At 72.7% G+C, this 16,400-nt stretch carries 13 protein-coding genes; 6 read left to right on the top strand and 7 right to left on the bottom strand.

Annotated elements, in window-relative coordinates; translation table 11 throughout:
- Window positions 1-41: 41 nt before the first annotated feature.
- A complete protein-coding gene (locus tag QE359_RS06510; RefSeq protein ID WP_309778350.1) occupies window positions 42-3,695 on the bottom strand; it encodes a S8 family serine peptidase in 3,654 nt (1,217 codons plus the stop codon).
- Window positions 3,696-3,856: 161 nt separating this feature from the next.
- Between QE359_RS06510 and QE359_RS06505 the strand changes: the two genes are divergently transcribed.
- From QE359_RS06505 to QE359_RS06495, 3 genes are read left to right on the top strand one after another with little or no spacing between them, the layout of a single operon-like run.
- The gene (locus QE359_RS06505) at window positions 3,857-4,519 is read left to right on the top strand and encodes a TetR/AcrR family transcriptional regulator (protein ID WP_083403140.1); all 663 of its coding nucleotides are present in this window, start codon (window positions 3,857-3,859) and stop codon (window positions 4,517-4,519) included.
- Complete coding sequence (locus QE359_RS06500; protein ID WP_309778348.1) at window positions 4,516-5,214, top strand: hypothetical protein; 699 nt, start codon at window positions 4,516-4,518, stop codon at window positions 5,212-5,214. The genes QE359_RS06505 and QE359_RS06500 overlap by 4 nt, the downstream gene beginning before the upstream one ends.
- Window positions 5,211-7,280 (top strand): YhgE/Pip domain-containing protein, encoded by a 2,070-nt coding sequence (locus tag QE359_RS06495; protein ID WP_309778346.1) that lies wholly within the window; start codon window positions 5,211-5,213, stop codon window positions 7,278-7,280. Before QE359_RS06500 ends, QE359_RS06495 begins: the two co-directional genes overlap by 4 nt.
- Before the next feature lie 72 nt (window positions 7,281-7,352).
- On the opposite strand, the gene QE359_RS06490 is transcribed toward QE359_RS06495, so the two are convergent.
- Window positions 7,353-8,156, bottom strand: a complete 804-nt coding sequence (locus QE359_RS06490; protein WP_309778344.1) for an NAD(P)-dependent oxidoreductase — start codon at window positions 8,154-8,156, stop codon at window positions 7,353-7,355.
- A 10-nt stretch (window positions 8,157-8,166) separates the two neighbouring features.
- Window positions 8,167-9,063, bottom strand: coding sequence for a hypothetical protein (locus QE359_RS06485; RefSeq protein ID WP_309778343.1), 897 nt, complete (start codon window positions 9,061-9,063; stop codon window positions 8,167-8,169).
- Window positions 9,064-9,291: 228 nt separating this feature from the next.
- Between QE359_RS06485 and QE359_RS06480 the strand changes: the two genes are divergently transcribed.
- Window positions 9,292-10,290: a LacI family DNA-binding transcriptional regulator gene (locus QE359_RS06480; protein ID WP_071303471.1), complete on the top strand. Its 999-nt coding sequence runs from the start codon at window positions 9,292-9,294 to the stop codon at window positions 10,288-10,290.
- Between the two features lie 71 nt (window positions 10,291-10,361).
- Here the strand turns inward: QE359_RS06480 and QE359_RS06475 are convergent, their stop codons facing one another.
- Window positions 10,362-11,027: a TrmH family RNA methyltransferase gene (locus QE359_RS06475; RefSeq protein WP_309778339.1), complete on the bottom strand. Its 666-nt coding sequence runs from the start codon at window positions 11,025-11,027 to the stop codon at window positions 10,362-10,364.
- 28 nt (window positions 11,028-11,055) lie between these two features.
- Window positions 11,056-11,733: a TetR/AcrR family transcriptional regulator C-terminal domain-containing protein gene (locus QE359_RS06470; protein WP_309778337.1), complete on the bottom strand. Its 678-nt coding sequence runs from the start codon at window positions 11,731-11,733 to the stop codon at window positions 11,056-11,058.
- A 178-nt stretch (window positions 11,734-11,911) separates the two neighbouring features.
- On the opposite strand from QE359_RS06470, the gene QE359_RS06465 reads away from it, so the two are divergent.
- Together QE359_RS06465 and QE359_RS06460 are read left to right on the top strand one after the other, a co-directional pair.
- Window positions 11,912-12,709 (top strand): HAD-IIA family hydrolase, encoded by a 798-nt coding sequence (locus tag QE359_RS06465; RefSeq protein WP_070417042.1) that lies wholly within the window; start codon window positions 11,912-11,914, stop codon window positions 12,707-12,709.
- Window positions 12,710-12,711: 2 nt separating this feature from the next.
- Window positions 12,712-13,506: a methyltransferase domain-containing protein gene (locus tag QE359_RS06460; RefSeq protein ID WP_309778334.1), complete on the top strand. Its 795-nt coding sequence runs from the start codon at window positions 12,712-12,714 to the stop codon at window positions 13,504-13,506.
- 18 nt (window positions 13,507-13,524) lie between these two features.
- Here the strand turns inward: QE359_RS06460 and QE359_RS06455 are convergent, their stop codons facing one another.
- Both QE359_RS06455 and QE359_RS06450 read right to left on the bottom strand, forming a co-directional pair.
- The gene (locus QE359_RS06455; RefSeq protein WP_309778332.1) at window positions 13,525-14,391 is read right to left on the bottom strand and encodes a L,D-transpeptidase; all 867 of its coding nucleotides are present in this window, start codon (window positions 14,389-14,391) and stop codon (window positions 13,525-13,527) included.
- Between the two features lie 76 nt (window positions 14,392-14,467).
- On the bottom strand, window positions 14,468-16,273 hold the full coding sequence (locus tag QE359_RS06450) for a phosphatase PAP2 family protein (protein ID WP_309778331.1): 1,806 nt from the start codon (window positions 16,271-16,273) through the stop codon (window positions 14,468-14,470).
- Between the last annotated feature and the right edge of the window lie 127 nt (window positions 16,274-16,400).

The following is a 16,400-nucleotide window of genomic DNA, read 5'->3' as shown; positions in this document are numbered from 1 at the left end:
GTCGCTGGGGTGCGACGGGGCCCGAGTGGTGGTGTCGGTGCCTAGCGGCGAGCGACCTTGGCGGTCGACTTCGAGGTCGACGTGCCGTCCTGGTAGCCCTTCGCCGTCGCGACGACCTTCACCGAGAAGGTGTGGCCGGCGTCGGACGTGCCGAGCTTGTAGGACGAGCTCGTCGCGCTCTTCACCGCCTTGCCGTCACGGAGCCACTGGTACGAGTACGTGACGCCCGAGCCGTTCCACGTGCCGTGGTTCGCCTTGAGCTTCGTGCCGACCGTCGGCTTGCCACTGATGGAGACCGCACTGCCCTTGACGAGCGTCAGTGCCGGGGCCACCCAGGTCGCCGCGGCGCTCTGGGCCTGGCTGCCGACCGCGTTGCCGAGGTGCAGCAGCAGGATCCGGGCGCTGGCCACACCGGCGCCGCGGGTGACCTGGAGCGTGCCCTTGTCGGCGAACAGCGTGCCGCCCTGGCCACCCTGCGCGAACGTGAGCGTCGGCTTGGCGAGGTTGAACTTCGCCGTCGAGGTCACGTCGACCACCGAGGACCCGCTGGTGGCCGCACCCGGCGCGTACGCCGACTCGGTCTCCACCCGGTACGAGATGGTCTTGCCCGCGGCGCCGATCGCCGAGGCCGTCACCGGCAGCACCTTGACGGCGCTGTCGAACGTGTTGACGTCCTGGCCGGGGGCACCGCCGTTGAGCGGGAAGGCGTCGACCACGGCGTCGTCGTCGGACGTCGCGTTGAGGTCGATCGTCGTGACGAGCGTCGCGTCGACCACGGACGACTTCGCGTCGTAGACGAGGTAGTCGTCCTTGCCGTCGCCGTTCGTGTCGATGAACACCTCGACGTTGGTCACGGCGCCCGGGTTGGCGTCGGGGCCGGCCGTCTGCACACCGAACGCGAGGGTGTCCGACGCCTTGTCGTAGCTGACGCCGTAGGCACGGACGTCGGCGGCCTTGAGCGACTGCGACGCCGAACCGGTCGGGAACGACTCCACGCCGTCCGTCCCGCCGAGCACGAACGGTGCGACCGCGGCGTGGTAGCCCGAGGTCAGGCCGCCCTGGTCGACCGTGCGGCCGCTCAGCGCGAGGTTCGCGGTCTTCTGGGACCCGGTGAAGGACACACCCGAGCCGCGCACGGCGCTGACCGGCTTCGGCGCGACGTACGTGCCGAGGCGCAGCGGGTCGAGCGTCTTGTCGGTCGGGGTGAAGGTCACGAGACCCGTCGCGGCGGTGACGAACTCCCGCTGGTAGCCCTGCTGCACCGACTCCTGGGTGGGGTCGATGACGCGGCGGAGCTGCGTCGGGTCAGCGACCGTGAAGGTCAGGTCCACGACGGCACCGCGACCGGGGCCGACGGTGACGCGCTTCGTGCTGAGCGAGAACGCGACACCCGGCTGGGACACCTGCGGCTGGTAGGCCACGTCGTAGGTGTGGGCCGTGGAGTCGGTGTTCTCGATGAGGAGCGACCGGGTCTCGCTGGTCTTGCCCGCGACCTCGACGACACCGAACGAGGCGGTCACGAGCTGACCGTTCTCCACGCTCTTCACGGTGGTGTCGGCGGTGACGGCCTGCAGGGCGTCGACGCGACCGGTGCCCTGGCGCAGCAGGGTCGCCGTGCCGGAGCCGTCCTTGACGTCGTGCGTGGCCGTGTTCATGAGCGCGGCCTTGACGTCCGGGGCCGACCAGGTCGGGTGCGACTCGAACGTCAGCGCGGCGATGCCCGCCACGTCCGGCGTCGCCATCGACGTGCCGCTCATCGACATGCGGTCGTCACCGGTGCCGTTGGCCGCGGAGATCACGTTGACCCCGGGGCCGGCGATGTCCGGCTTGACGATGTCACCGAACGAACCGTGGACACCGCGGCTGGTGAACGACGCGAGCGTGTTCACGGCCTCGGGGTCGGTGGCGAGTTCGAAGCCCTTGAGCTCGTCGGCGAACTTCACGTGCAGGGTCCCGGCCTTGGCAGAGGCCAGGAGGCTCGTCACGCTGTCCTTGGTCAGCTCGGCACCCGGGATGGTCGCGTTCCCCGCGATGCCCGAGCTGAAGGTGTTGATCGTGCCCGCGAGGAGCACGCCGACGCCGCCGGCGGCCTGGACATTGTTGAACCGGACCCCGGACCCGCACTCGAGCGCGGCGTCGGTCCACTTGAGCCAGACGACCTTGCCGGCGACGGCCGCGGCGTCCGCACCCGTGAAGGGCGTGCAGCCGTCGACGTTCGTGGTCGGGACGACGACGTCGCCCTCGACCGGCAGCGTGCCCTGGAAGTTCTGGGAGTACTGCGCGCGGTAGGTCTTCGCGACGGCGGACGGGGCGGTCACCTGGACACCGTCGTAGAGCGACTGGCCGGTGGCGCTGGCGGCGACCGTCAGGGCACCCTCGGCGTTCCCGGGCGAGCCACCGATGTCGGTGAAGTCGTCGGCGTTGCCCGAGGCGATCACGGGCAGGACACCACGGGCGGTGAGCGCGTCGATCTTCGCGTTGTCGGGGTCGTCCGGCGCGCCGTAGTCGGAACCGAGCGACAGGTTGAGGACGTTGATGTCCTTGCCCTCGGTCAGCGACTGGCCGACCCAGTCGAGTGCGGCGCCGGTGAGGTCGGTCGAGCCGCCGTTGTCACCGAACACCTTGAGGGCGTAGAGGCCGGCCTCGGGCGCGGTGCCCGGGCCGATCCACATGTCCTGCACCTGCTGCGTGGTGAGCTTGGTGTAGTCGCCGTCGAAGGTCTGCTTGTCGGCGTCGAGGCCGTAGCCGGCGATCGTGCCGGACACGTGCGTGCCGTGGTCGCCGCCCTTGCCGTCGATCGGGTTGTCGTCCGGCGCGGGCACCGGCTGGTAGGTGTCGGGGTCCGTCGGGTCGGCGTTGTAGGTCGGCCCGGCGAAGTCGTACCCGCCGAGGAACTTCTGCGGGTCGTACGAGCCCTGGGCGGGCGCACTCGTCGAGGCGAGCGCGGCGTCGTAGGCGGCCGTGGTGCCGGGGCCGCCGAAGTCCGCCTGGGTGTAGTCGAGGCCGGTGTCCAGCACGGCGACGTTGACGCCCTTGCCGGTGTGCCCGGTCTGCTGCCACGCGTTGAGCGCCCGCGTGTACACGTCGCTCGCCGCGTTCTTCGGGCTGACGCCGTCCGCTCCCGGCTTCGCGAGGCTCGGGTCGACGCCGGACGGGGCCGCCGAGGCATCCTCGTTGACCGTCGGCTCGACGACCTTCTTCGGCGTGAGCGGGATGATGCTCGCGACGTCGGAGCGCGCCGCGACCTTCCGGAGCGCCTCGACGTCGGCGACGACGGCGATGCCCGGGACGGTGTACTCGGTCGAGTAGAGCTCGGTGGCGTCCGCGTCGGACTGCTTGACGGCAGCGCGGACCGCGTCGACGGTCGAGCCGATCGCCTTGACGCGCTGCTTCGCGGCCGAGGACTGCGTCTTCGACTTCGTGAGGTCGCCGCCCTTGGCCTTCGCGTCGACCTCGAGGGCACCCTGGCCGGTCGTGCGCACGAACGCCGCGATCGTCTTCTGGGGCTTCGCGTCACGCAGCGGCTGCGCGATCTTCAGGTCGGCGGGCGAGAGGCCGGACGGGGCCGCGGAGGCCGCCCCACCGACGGCGAGCCCACCGCACGCGATGGCCGCGGCGGCGATGCCGGCGGTCAGGACGCGTGCGATGCGATGGGGGTTCGGGTTCGGGTTGTCGTTCGGTGTTGCACGGTTCAAAAGGCGCACTCCTGGCTCCGTCCGTGTTCTTCATGGAATTGCTGTGAAGTTATGCGCTTGCTCTCAGGGAGCGCAGTCGGCACTTTGGGGGACCACCCTCGGTCGGGGGTACCGGAACTGATAACTTGCACACGTGTGTGCACGTTATTACGATGGGGTGCGTGACCACTCCTGACCAGCCCGCACGCGCTCCCCGCCGGGACGCGACGGAGAACCGGGCTGCCCTGATCGAGGCGGCGAAGACCGCACTGCAGGCGGACCCGGACGTCTCGCTCGAGACGATCGCGTCCGCCGCGGGACTCTCCCGGCGTGCGGTCTACGGACACTTCCCCTCCCGTGACGACCTCGTGCGCGAGGTCGTCACCGCCGGGGCCGCCCGTGTCGCCGGCGCGATGCCGACCGCGGCGGACCTCGGCGCACTCCCACCGGCCGCTCGGCTCGCCGCCATCGCGGTGACGCTGTGGTCCGAGGTGTCCCACGTCCGGTCGATGGCCCGGGTCGCGATCCGCAGCCCGTTCAGCGAGTCCGTGGCCGCGGTGTTCGCACCCCTGCGCGCCCAGGTCCGCGACGCGTGCGCCCTCGGGATCGCCGACGGCACCATGCGCGACGACGTCGACCCCGCGACGCTCGGCCGGCTCGTCGAGGGCGCCTGCATCGCCGTGCTCGACGAGGCCACGCGCTCCGGCACCTCCGACGACGACGGACGCCGCATGGTCGTCCTCTCGGCGCTCGGGATGGCCGGCATCGACTGGCGCACCGCTTCGCTCTCCGAGCCGGCCGCCTCCACCACCACGAAGGTCTCCACAGAGAAGGACCGCGCATGACGCTCGAACTCGACCACGTCGGCATCGGCGACGAGCCCGGCGCCGCGCTGCCCGTCGTCTCCGCCGTCGCCGCCCCCGGCCGCCCGGGTGTCGTCGCCGTCGAGACGGAGCAGGCACCCGTGCTCGCCTCGCTCGTCGCCGGCGGGCGCATGCGGCCCGAGACCGGTCGCGTGCTGCTCGACGGGCACGACGACGCCGCGGCGATCCGGAGGACGTTCGCCCTCGTGGACACGCCGGGCATCGCCGAGCCCTTCCCCGTGATGAGCCTCAAGCGCATCGTGCGCGAGGAGCTCGCCTTCGCCGGACAGCGACCCTCCCGCGAGCACGTCGACACCGTGCTCGACGAGCTCGGGCTGCGGGACTACGCCGACACGCACGTGCAGCGGGTCCCGACCGATGTGCGGGTCCGGCTCCTCGTCGAACTCGCCCTGCTGCGGGACGGGGTGACCGGGCTCGTCGTCACCTCGCCCGAACGGCACGGCGGCGCCGTGGAGGGGTGGTTCGCGGTCGTCCGCGACGTCGCCCGCCGCGGCGTGACCGTCGTGCTCGTGACATCCAAGGCCGCAGCCGCGACCGTCGAACACCTGCTCGACACCATCCAGACCGAGGACCCCGAGGACGTGGCCCGACCTGACGGAGACGACCCGCGCCTCCAGTCCGACACCGACCACCTGCCCACGGAGGCGACCGCGTGACCACCACCTCGCTCGTCCGCGCCGAACTGGCGCGACTCACCGCGACCCCGCTCGCACGACTCGCGTTCATCGCGCTCATGGTCGTGCCGCTGCTGTACGGCGGCGCCTACCTCTGGGCGAACCGCGACCCGTACGCGAAGCTCGACCAGGTCCCCGCCGCCATCGTCGACCAGGACGCCGGGGCGACGCTCGACGGCGACCACGTCGACTACGGCAAGGACGTCACGAAGGAGGCCATCGACGGCGCCGACTTCAAGTGGACGAAGACGACCGCGGCCGACGCGCGCTCCGGCGTCCGGAACGGCACGTACGACTTCGTCGTGACGATCCCGCACGACTTCTCTGAGTCCCTCGTCTCCGCACAGTCCGACGACCCGAAGCGTGCCGAGCTCGTGATGACGACGGCGGACACGAACTCGTACCTCGCCTCGACCATCGCGGAGCAGGCGGGCAAGACGATGCGCACCGCCGTCGCCGAGCGGGTCGGCAAGCAGGCGGCGAAGACCCTGCTCGTGGGCCTCGCCGACGTGCGCGACAGCCTGGGCGACGCGGTCGACGGCGCGGGGCAGCTCGCCTCCGGTGCGAAGTCCGCTGCGTCGGGCGCGGCCACGCTCGCGGACGGAACCGGCAAGCTCGCTTCCGGCGCGGCGACGCTCGCGGACGGGACCGCCGCGTTGCCGTCGCAGACCGCTGCGCTCGACCAAGGCGCCCAGCAGGTCGCCTCCGGGGCGGCGACGCTGTCCTCGGGGCTGCAGACGGCCAAGCAGCAGACCGCGTCGCTGCCGGCGCAGACCGCGCAGCTGAACGACGGTGCACAGCAGGTCGCGGCCGGCAACAAGGCACTGGCCGACCAGACCGATCCGGCGCTCGACGCGCTGAACGGCCTCTCCCCCGACACCGTGACGGCGGCGATCACGAAGGCCGCCGCGGACCGTGGGGTGGAACTGACGCCGGAGGTGCAGGCGGTCATCACCTCCACCGTCGAGGCGCAGCTCGGTGACGACGGGACGAAGGCCGACCTCGCGAAGGCCAAGGCCGCGCTCGAGGGCGTCGACCAGCTGCGCGACGGGTCCGCCCAGGTCGCGGCCGGCACCTCCGCCCTGGCGACGGCGGCCCCCACCCTGGCCGGCGGGGTCTCCTCCGCTGCGGACGGTGCTGCGCAGTTGGCGTCGGGCTCGTCGCAGGTGGCTTCTGGTACCTCGCAGCTCGCGTCGGCAGCGCCCACGCTGTCGTCCGGTGCGGCTTCGTTGGCGTCCGGAGCGGCCTCGGCCGACGACGGCGCGAAGTCGTTGGCGTCCGGGCTGACGAAGCTGCAGAGCGGCTCGTCCGAGCTCGCCTCGAAGCTCGACGAGGGCCGCACGAAGATCCCGGCGTCGAACGCCTCGCAGCGTGAGGACCAGGCGTCGGTGATCTCGGACCCGGTCAAGGTCGGGGACGACAACGTCGCGGCGGCGGACAACTACGGAGCCGGTCTCGCGCCGTTCTTCATCTCCCTCGCGGCCTGGATCGGCATGTACGCGCTGTTCCTCATCCTCAAGCCGATCTCGAAGCGGGCGATCACCGCGGTGCGGAAGCCCCTCGCGGTGGTGTTCGGCGGATGGCTGACGCCGGCGCTGCTCGGACTCGTGCAGATGGTGGCGCTCTTCTTCATCGTCCGGTTCGCCCTCGACCTGAACGTCGTGCACGCCGGGGCGACGATCGGGGTCATGGTGCTGGCATCGGCCACGTTCGCGGCGATCATCATGGCGCTGAACGTGCTGCTCGGCTCCGTGGGGCAGTTCCTCGGCCTGGTGCTCATGCTCGTGCAGCTCGTCACCGCCGGCGGGACGTTCCCGTGGCAGACGCTGCCGGGGCCGTTGGCGGCACTGCACTTCGCGCTGCCGATGACGTACTCGGTCGACGCGATCCGGCAGACGATGTACGGCGGGGACCTCGGTGCGGCGTGGTCGGACGCGGGCGTGCTCGCGTGCTGGCTGCTCGGGGCGCTCCTGGTGTCGTTCGTCGTGACGGCGCGGCAGACGCGGTCGCGGACGCTGCGCGACCTGCGCCCGAGCCTGATCGGGTAGCGGGGGCGCGCCGCCGCGCCGCTTCGTGAGCAGAAATGGTCGGGTGATCTCAGGGAACCCGACCATTGCTGCTCACGAAGTGCTTCGCCCGAGCGGCAGCTCGACCATGTCGCCACCGAGGTAGCGGAGGTCCTCGGCGGGCAGGGCCGCACGGGCGTCGGGGTCCAGCACGCCCGAGGCGTCGTCGACCGGCACGAAGCCGATCCGCTCCCCCGCGGTGAGGTCGGCCGGGGACCCGGTGTTCCGGGACAGCGCCCACACGACGTGGTGCCCCGGGTCCCGGAGCGCGACCGTCGCCAGCACCAACCGCACCAGGTCGTCCGGCGAGCTCCACATCAGGAGCGCACGACCGGACGACGGCTGCTCGCCGAACGCACCGATGCGTGCCGAGACGATCGACATCCCGAACCGGTCGGCGAAGAGACTGCCGAGGAGTTCCATCCCGGCCTTCGTCACGCCGTAGTACGTGTCCGGACGGGGCAGCCGGTCCCCGGGCACGCTCCCCGGTTCGTCGAGCGGCTCGGGCACTCGGCCGACGGCGTGGATCGAGCTCGCCTGGACGATCCGGAGGACCCCGGCCGCGGCCGCTCGCTCGAGCACGTTCTTCGTCCCGGTGAGGTTCGCCGCGACGAGGTCGTCCCACGCGGCCTCGGTCGGGATGCCCGCCAGGTGGACGACGGTGTCGACGCCGATCAGAGCGTCGTCGAGGGCATCGGCGTCGTGCACCGACCCGGGCACGAAGCGCTCACCACCGGTCGGTGGGTCGTCCGGGGTCCGCTCGTCGAGCAGCACGAGGTCGTGACCGGCCGCGAGGAGTCGGGGCCGGAGTGCAGCGCCGATCCGTCCTGCGGCCCCGGTGATGAGCAGCGTCGCCATTGCCCGGACGCTACCCCCGGCGTGTGAGCACCGACCGCAGGTGTCCGATGGCCTCGGCGAGGTACCGGGTGAGGTCCGAGCGCGACCACCGGACGACGACCCAGCCGAGGCGCTCGGCCTCGCGGTAGCGACGGAGGTCGCTGGCCCACTGCGCGGCATCCGTGCGGTGGTGGTCGCCCTCGTACTCGATCAGGACGCGGTGCCGCGGGTAGGCCATGTCGACCCGACCGACGAACGACCCTGCCTCGTCTCGGATCTCGACCTGCAGTTCCGGTTCGGGAAGGCCCGCGCGGACGATCGCGAGCCGCGCCCGCGTCTCCTGGGGCGAGCCGGCACCGACCCGGACCAGCTCGATCGCCGTCCGCAGCTTGCGGACGCCTGCTCGGGCTCCGGCCCGGACGAGTGCGGTCCGGAGGTCGTCGATCGTCGTGCGACACCGTCGCTCGGTCACGATCGCGTCGCCGAGCACGATGAGCTCGTCGGTCGTCAGCATCGCGCCGCAGTCGACCCACAGCGCTGCGGGAGTGCTCGCGGGCATGCCCCACCGCTCGGCGACGTCCGCTCGGTCGGGCGTGATCCGGTGTCCGATCACGCCCGTGCGACGCGGTTGGGCGGTCGGGATCGGACTCGTGACGTGCACCGGTGCCCCGTCGTCGACCGGGACGGGCAGCCCCCAGAGCACGGCGGCGGAGACGTGGCTGACGAACTGTCCGGGCAGCAGGACCGGCCGGAGGGCTCGGATCCGGTGCACGGCGTCGGGTGGGCGGTCGCGGGCCCACCGGATCGAACGGGTGGGCCGGACGAGGTCGCTCCGACGGAGTCGCTGTCGGGAGACTCCTGCGCGGTCCGCGGCGTGGACGTCGAACGCGCGGTTGCGGAGCGCGGGCGGAAGCGGGCGCGGTCGCATGCGGTCACCCTCGCGCCCCGCGCTCCCGTACCACCCCCGAACGGAAGCACTCGTGCAGAACCCGCACCGCGCCTCCCGTGTGGAGGAGTGACCACGCGCAGATCGTGAGCAGACGATGTCGGGCCGGGACCACGCACCCGACCATTTCTGCTCACGAAGCGGCCGCGCGCCCGGCGCGCCGCCCGCGCGCCGCCCCCGCTACCATCGACGGGAGAGCCACGGAGGTCGATGCAGATCATGGGAGCCGGCAAACCCGCGACCATCTACGACGTCGCCGCGCGCGCCGGGGTCTCGAAGTCCCTCGTGTCGCTCGTCCTGCAGCGCTCCCCGCGGGTGAGCCAGCAGCGGCGTGACGCCGTGCTCAAGGCGATCCAGGAGCTCGACTACCGCCCCTCCACGGCCGCGGTGTCGCTCGCCGGTACGCGCTCCCGGACGATCGGCGTCGTCCTCGACGACTTCCGGAACCAGTGGTTCGTCGACCTGCTGACCGGCCTGCGCGAGGCGCTGCAGGACCAGGGCCACCGGCTCGTCGTCGCGGACCGCTTCCTCAACACCGGGCTCGACGCCTCGCCGGTCGAGGGCTTCCTGTCCATGCGCGTCGAGGGGATCGTCATCGCCGGCGAGCCCGACACCGACCTCGCGATCCCCGCCTCGACCCCGCTCGTCATCGCCGGCGGCCGCGTCGCGATCCCCCGCGCGGACACCGTGGCGAACGACGACCGCGCGGGCGGGGCGATGGCCGCGGAGCACCTGCTCGCCCTCGGCCACACGCGCCTCGGGTTCGTCGGCGCCTCGTCGGCCGCGTCCGACGAACGACGCACGGGGTTCACCGCCGGTGTCGACGGCCGCGCCGAGGTCGCGACGGTCGTGCTCCCGGGCGAACCCACCGAGGAGGCCGGGTCGCGCGCCCTGGCGCAACTCCTCGACGCGCACCCCGAGGTGACGGCCGTCTTCGCCGCGAACGACGTGATGGCGCTCGGCGCCCTGTCCGAGCTCGCCGAGCGTGGGCTGCGCGTCCCCGAGGACGTGTCGGTCATGGGCTACGACGACACCCCGCTCGCGGCGACGCGGTACGTGGGGCTCACGAGCATCGACGACCGCAGTGTCGAGATCGGGCGCGGCGCCGGCGAGCGGCTCCTCGCGCGGATCGCCGACCCGACGTCGGCGGCGACCGAGGTCCTGGTCGAGCCCCGGTTGGTCGCGCGGCGCACCACCGCGGCGCGCTGACGCCGACGCGGCAGCGGACTGGAGGCGCGGCTCACCCCCGCCCCGCCGGCTGCGGCCGACAGGTGCAGGGTTCAGCGCGCGGTGCCGTCGGCCCCGCTGGTGCGGTCGATCTCCGCGTGCTGGACGACCCAGCTGTGCATGACGATCGCCGCGGCCGCCGAGGCGTTGATGCTCCGCGTCGACCCGAACTGCGTGATCTCGAGGTGTCCGTCCGCCCCGGCGACGGCCTCGTCGGTCAGCCCGGGGCCCTCCTGGCCGAACAGGAACACGCACCGTTCCGGGATCGGCGCCGTCTCGATGCGGGAGGCCCCGGGGGTGTTGTCGATCGCGATCACCGGGCGACCCTCGTCGCGCATGGCTTCGAGGAAGGCGGCGACGTCGGGGTGGTACCGGACGTGCTGGTACCGGTCGGTGACCATCGCCCCGCGCTTGTTCCACCGACGGCGCCCGACGATGTGCACGGTGCCGGCGAGGAACGCGTTGGCGCTCCGCACGATCGACCCGATGTTGAGGTCGTGCTGCCAGTTCTCGATCGCCACGTCGAACGCGTGGCGGTGCGTGTCGAGCTCGGCGACGATGGCGTCCATCGACCAGTAGCGGAACCGGTCGACGACGTTGCGGGTGTCCCCGGTCGCCAGGAGCTCCGGGTCGAGCCGCGGATCGTCCGGCCAGGGCTCGGGGTGCGGCCCGACCCCGTTCGTCGTCCGCTCGTGGGACGGTTCGGGGACTGCGGTCACGCCCCCAAGCGTACGGCGGGGTCGCCGGTCACCGGATCCGGGACTCGATCCCCGCGATGAGGACGTCGAGCCCCAGCGCGAACCGGTCCTGGTACGAGTGCGAACCGAGGATCTCCGCCACGAGCTCGTGCCGCTCCGGACGACCGGCCGCGGCCGAGCCCCGGCCGACCTGCACGCCGGTGTGCCCGACCACGAAGTCGTACACGACGAAGAACGCGTACATCGCCTCGGCGTCGGGCAGGCCGGCCGACCGGAGCGCACCGACGACCTTCGCCACGACGGCGTCGGACTCCGTCGAGACCAGGGCCCCGCGGCGGCTGTGCGACTCGAGCACGAGGGGGTGGGTCAGCATGAGGTCGCGGAAGGTCGTGGCGAACGTCCGGACGACCGCGTGCCACTCGTCCGGCCAGACGAACGTCGCGGTGAACTCGTCGACCGTGCGGCGGACGAGCTCGGCGTGCAGGTCGTCGAGGCCGCCGATCGTCCGGTGCACGGTCATCGGTGCGACGCCGAGCCGGACGCCGAGCGCGCGGAAGGACAGCCGGTCGAGGCCGTCCTCGTTCGCGATGGCCGTCGCGGCGTCGATCACCTGCTCGCGGCTGAGGACGTTGGGGCGGCCACGGCGTCGTCGCGGGGTCGCCTCGGCCTGCTCCGGCGCCGTGACGGGCCGGGGTGCGACGGGCGGGGTTCCGGGTTCGACGAGCACGGGGCGTCCTCCTTCTTCCAGTACGTGTCCCGAAAAGCCTAGGGCAAAGCCGACCGGCGTTCGGTGTCTCGACCATCTCGGGTCCGCGACCGGCGCGCAAGAGCCGATCCGTGCCTCCCGGCCTTCTCCGAGCCGACGCCGAGCCGGGCCGTCACGGGCGCGCACTAGGGTGAGGGGCATGGCAACCCGCGACGAGGTCGAGTGCTGGCTGACCGACATGGACGGCGTGCTCGTGCACGAGAACCAGGCGCTCCCCGGGGCGCCGGAGCTGATCCAGCAGTGGCTCGACGAGGGCACGGAGTTCCTCGTCCTGACGAACAACTCGATCTTCACCCCGCGTGACCTCAGCGCCCGGCTCCGCTGGTCCGGCATCCACGTCCCCGAGGAGCGCATCTGGACGAGCGCCCTCGCCACCGCCGACTTCTGCAAGTCCCAGATGCCCGGCGGCTCCGCGTTCGTCATCGGCGAGGCCGGCATGACCACGGCCCTGCACGAGGCCGGCTTCATCATGACGGAGACCGCCCCCGACTACGTCGTCGTCGGTGAGACCCGCAACTACTCGTTCGAGGCGATCACCAAGGCTGTGCGCCTCATCCGCGACGGCGCCCGCTTCATCGTCACGAACCCCGACGCGACGGGCCCGTCGGCCGAGGGCGTCCTCCCGGCGACCGGCGCCATCGCCGCGATGATCGAGAAGGCCACCGGCAAGCAGCCGTACGTGGTCGGCAAGCCGAACCCGATGATGTTCCGCTCGGCGATGAACCGGATCGGCGCCCACTCCGAGAACACCGGCATGATCGGCGACCGGATGGACACCGACGTGCAGGCCGGCATCGAAGCAGGACTCCACACCGTCCTCGTCATGACCGGCATCAGCGACCAGGCCGAGATCGACCGCTACCCCTTCCGCCCGAGCGAGGTCATCTCCGGCGTCCACGAGCTCGTCCGCACCGAACCCTTCGAGGTGGAGCTGTAGCGATGCGCTGGGATCCGTCGCGCTACGCCGCCTTCGCGGACGACCGCGCGCGGCCCTTCCACGACCTCGTCGCGCAGATCGCGTGGCCGGCGGGTGCGGGCCAGGAGGCGCCACGTCGCGTCGTCGACCTCGGCTGCGGCCCCGGGACCCTCACCGCCACGTTGGCAGCGCGGTGGCCTTCCGCGTCGGTGGTCGGGATCGACAGCTCAGCGCAGATGCTGGCGTCGGCGCCGACCGGCCCCGGGTTGTCGTTCGAGCTGGGCTCGATCGAGGACTGGACGCCCGGCCCCACGGACGACGTCGTCGTGACGAACGCGGCGCTCCAGTGGGTCCCGTCGCACGTGTCGCTGTTGCCGCGGTGGCTCGACGCGATGCCGTCCGGGTCGTGGTTCGCGATGCAGGTGCCGGGCAACTTCGGGTCGCCGTCGCACGCGCTCATGCGGTCCGTCGCCGCCTCCGGGCCGTGGGCGCCGGCGCTGGCCGGTGTCCTCCGCGAGGACCCGGTGCTCGACCCGGCCGGCTACCTCGGCATCATGCTCGACGCCGGGTTCGAGGCCCGCGCGTGGGAGACCACCTACGCCCAGATCCTGCCGGGCATCGACCCGGTGCTCGACTGGGTGCGCGGGACCGGGCTCCGGCCGGCGCTGCAGGCGCTGGACGCCGCGGACCCGTCCGGCGCCCTGACCGGGGCGTACGAGGCGGAGTACGCGGCGGCGCTGCGGTCGGCGTACCCGGCGGGGGCGCACGGCACGGTGTACCCGTTCCGGCGGGTCTTCGCCGTCGGCCGCAAGCCCTGATCGCCGCCGCTCGGCGCCCTACTCGACCGTGACGAGGGTGCCGAGCGGCAGGGCGTCCACCGCCGCCACCGCCTCGGCGTCGAGCCGCACGCATCCGTGCGACACCGTGCCCGAGGTCGTCGCGTTCCAGTGCAGCCCGATCAGCCCGCCGTCGTGCCCGCCGTACGGCTCGTCCGCCGCGCTCGAGTGCAGCGAGGTCAGCTGGATCGGGTGGTCGCCGGTCCCCTGCGCGGGGTCGACGTACCGCTGCTCGAGGTAGCCGGTGACCCCGGTCGGCGTCGGGGTGTCCGCCGTGCCGACCCCGGCGCGGAACCGCTGCACGGCCCCGCCGTCCGACGAGACGATCGACACGGACTGGTCCGTCGTCGAGATGACGACGCGGGAGGTCGGGGTCGACACCTCCCGGAGCGACGCCACCGGTACCCACGCCGAGGTCTGCGCCGCCGCCCATCCCCCGGCGGCCGAGGGCAGCTCCTGGCGCGCCGGGGTGAGGACGCGCTCCCAGTCCCCGTCGCGCTCGACCCCGACGACCGTGGTGGGCTGCCGGAGGAAGTCGGAGGCGGCGAACCGCGCGACCGGTGTGGTCCGCGCCGCGCCGAACAGGGGTGCGTCGGCCCGGAGCTGGAACACGGTGTCCGAGGTGATGGTCCGGTCGAACGGCATGAGCCCGCCGATGACCGCCGAGTACTGCGCCTCCGGCAGTGCGGCGAGCGCGGCGGCCCCGACGTGCGGCACGGCCGGGGCGACGTGGGACCGCGTCGCCGGCGCCGACGGAACGGGCGCCGAGGCGACCGGGGTGGATCCGAGCAAGGGGACGGCGACCGCCCCGGCGAGGACGACCGCGGCAGCGATGCCGGTCGCGGTCCAGAGGGTGCGAGTGCGCATGGGGGTGCTCCAGGGGTGGCGGGAACGGGAAGGCGGCCGGCGCCGCCGCACGGGACGGACGCCGGCCGGCCCGCGATCAGCCGGAGACGACCGGCAGGTGGATGCCCGTGCCCGGGTCGACGACGGTGCCGGTGCCGCCGCTCCCGGCTCCCGTGCCACCGGTGCCCGGGCCCGAACCGGCAGCGGCCGGGGTCACCGTGATCGCGAGCGGTACGACGAGCGCCGAGGCGCCGGAGGCGTCGACCACGTCGATGGTGTGCGCTCCCGTGGCCGTGCCGGCCGGGATGGTGACACTGCCGGACACCGTGCCGTCCGCCGCGACGGTGAGCGTGCCCACCGTGACCGGGGTGGAGTGCAGGACGACGCGGACCGACGCCCCCGGGGTGAAACCGGTGCCGGCCAGCGCGAGCGACCCTCCGGCAGCGACCGAGGTGCCCTTCGGCGCCGTGAGGACGCCGGTCACGACGCGAGCGGTGCCGCCGGTCGAGAGGACCTTGGCGGTGCCGTCGGCCGACACCGCGACCGTGGCGCTCGTGGCGGCGGCGAGGTCGAGACGCTCCCACGAGCCCGCGGCCGAACCGGACTGGTCGAGCGGGTAGCCCGACGCGATCTCGGTCTGGGCGAGCACGGCGGTGCGCTGCGCGTCGGTCAGGGTCGGGAACGCGGTGAGGAGCAGGTTCGACGCACCGGTCGGCACCGAGGGGGCGAGCCCGGTGGTGCCGGTCGCCGCGAAGCCGTAGGTCATCCGCTCGCGGTAGACCGCCGCGGCCGAGGCGCGGTCGGTGACCATCTGGGCGGTGCCACCGGGGATCGCGGCCCCGCCGTACGGGTCGTCCGAGTACGCCGTCGAGTGGGCGATGCAGTTCGCGAGCGTGTCGCCGCACTGCTGCTCGAGGTACGAGACGAGTTCCTTCCGCGCCGGCTCGAGGACCTCGGTGCGGTACTGGGTGTCCGACCAGCGGGCCGCGAGTGCCGCTTCGCCGTCGATGCGCCCGCCCATGATGTCGAGCGGGTAGTGGACGCCGAGCACGATGCGGTCGTTGCCGGCCTCGGAAGCGCGGGCGAGCAGCTCCGGCGCCAGCTCCGGCACGAGCGTGGCGAGGGTGATGCCCGCCTGGTACGCCGTGGTGGTGTGGCCGCTCGGGTACGAGCCGCCCGTGCAGATGCCGGCGGTGCCGTACCCGGGGTCGAGCACGACGTCGTTCGGCGAGAACTCGTGCGACGTGTCCGTGGCGACCGGCACCCGCGTGATGTCGAGCGACCCGTCCGCCGAGGCCCAGACCTTGCCGGCGCGGTTCGCGGCGAGCGACGACGCGTTCACCTTCGCCGGGGCGCAGCCGGTCTGGTCGTCGGTCGCGGGCAGCGTCGCGGTGCTGCTCGCCGGCAGGTACGGCCGCGGGTAGCTGTAGTGGGCCTTCGCGTCACCCGTGCTGACGTACGCGCCGCTCGTGCCGTTCGAGGAGTTCACCACCGCCGAGGTCAGCGGCAGCTTCCCGGCGTTCCGACCCTCGACGTAGATCTTCTCGAGTGCCGGACCGAGGCCCTGCGACACCGTCATCGACTGGTCGTAGGCGGTGTTCGTGGCGTTCTGGTACTCGGAGTCCTGCAGCGCCTTCAGCTGCTGCGCCTTCGTGGCGTGCTGGTTGATCCACGAGGTCAGCCGGTCGTTCTCTGCCAGCGTCCCGGCATCGAGCACGGTGCCGTGCAGGTCGTTCGTCCCGCTCGACTTCCAGTACTGGTCGTACCCGCTCAGCAGGGAGACGAGGTCGGGCTTGGCGGTGTCGCTCGGGTACCCCGCCGCGGTGGCGACGAGGGGCGAGCCGACGACGAGGGCGGTCGCGACGGCGGCGACGGTCACCCCGCGGAGTGCTGATCTGTGCATGCGCCGAACGCTAAGGACGGGTGGTTGCCGAGCGGGGAACGGTGCACCAAGCCGAGGTGAACCGGACCGCAGCCTGTGCGCACTCGCAGCACCGCGCCTCCCGTCCGTCCGTCGTCACCACACAGCG

Origin of the sequence: Curtobacterium sp. SORGH_AS_0776, assembly GCF_031453355.1 — a bacterium.
In the GTDB taxonomy this organism is placed as follows: Bacteria; Actinomycetota; Actinomycetes; order Actinomycetales; family Microbacteriaceae; genus Curtobacterium.
This window is presented reverse-complemented; position numbering and strand designations above follow the sequence as displayed.

What these genes read in the sequence shown, in the direction of transcription:
- QE359_RS06500 (WP_309778348.1), top strand. Translation starts at nt 4,516, where the DNA reads ATGACGCTCGAACTCGACCACGTCGGCATCGGCGACGAGCCCGGCGCC.
- QE359_RS06460 (WP_309778334.1), top strand. Translation starts at nt 12,712, where the DNA reads ATGCGCTGGGATCCGTCGCGCTACGCCGCCTTCGCGGACGACCGCGCG.
- QE359_RS06485 (WP_309778343.1), bottom strand. Translation starts at nt 9,063, where the DNA reads ATGCGACCGCGCCCGCTTCCGCCCGCGCTCCGCAACCGCGCGTTCGAC.
- QE359_RS06465 (WP_070417042.1), top strand. Translation starts at nt 11,912, where the DNA reads ATGGCAACCCGCGACGAGGTCGAGTGCTGGCTGACCGACATGGACGGC.
- QE359_RS06455 (WP_309778332.1), bottom strand. Translation starts at nt 14,391, where the DNA reads ATGCGCACTCGCACCCTCTGGACCGCGACCGGCATCGCTGCCGCGGTC.
- QE359_RS06450 (WP_309778331.1), bottom strand. Translation starts at nt 16,273, where the DNA reads ATGCACAGATCAGCACTCCGCGGGGTGACCGTCGCCGCCGTCGCGACC.
- QE359_RS06490 (WP_309778344.1), bottom strand. Translation starts at nt 8,156, where the DNA reads ATGGCGACGCTGCTCATCACCGGGGCCGCAGGACGGATCGGCGCTGCA.
- QE359_RS06480 (WP_071303471.1), top strand. Translation starts at nt 9,292, where the DNA reads ATGCAGATCATGGGAGCCGGCAAACCCGCGACCATCTACGACGTCGCC.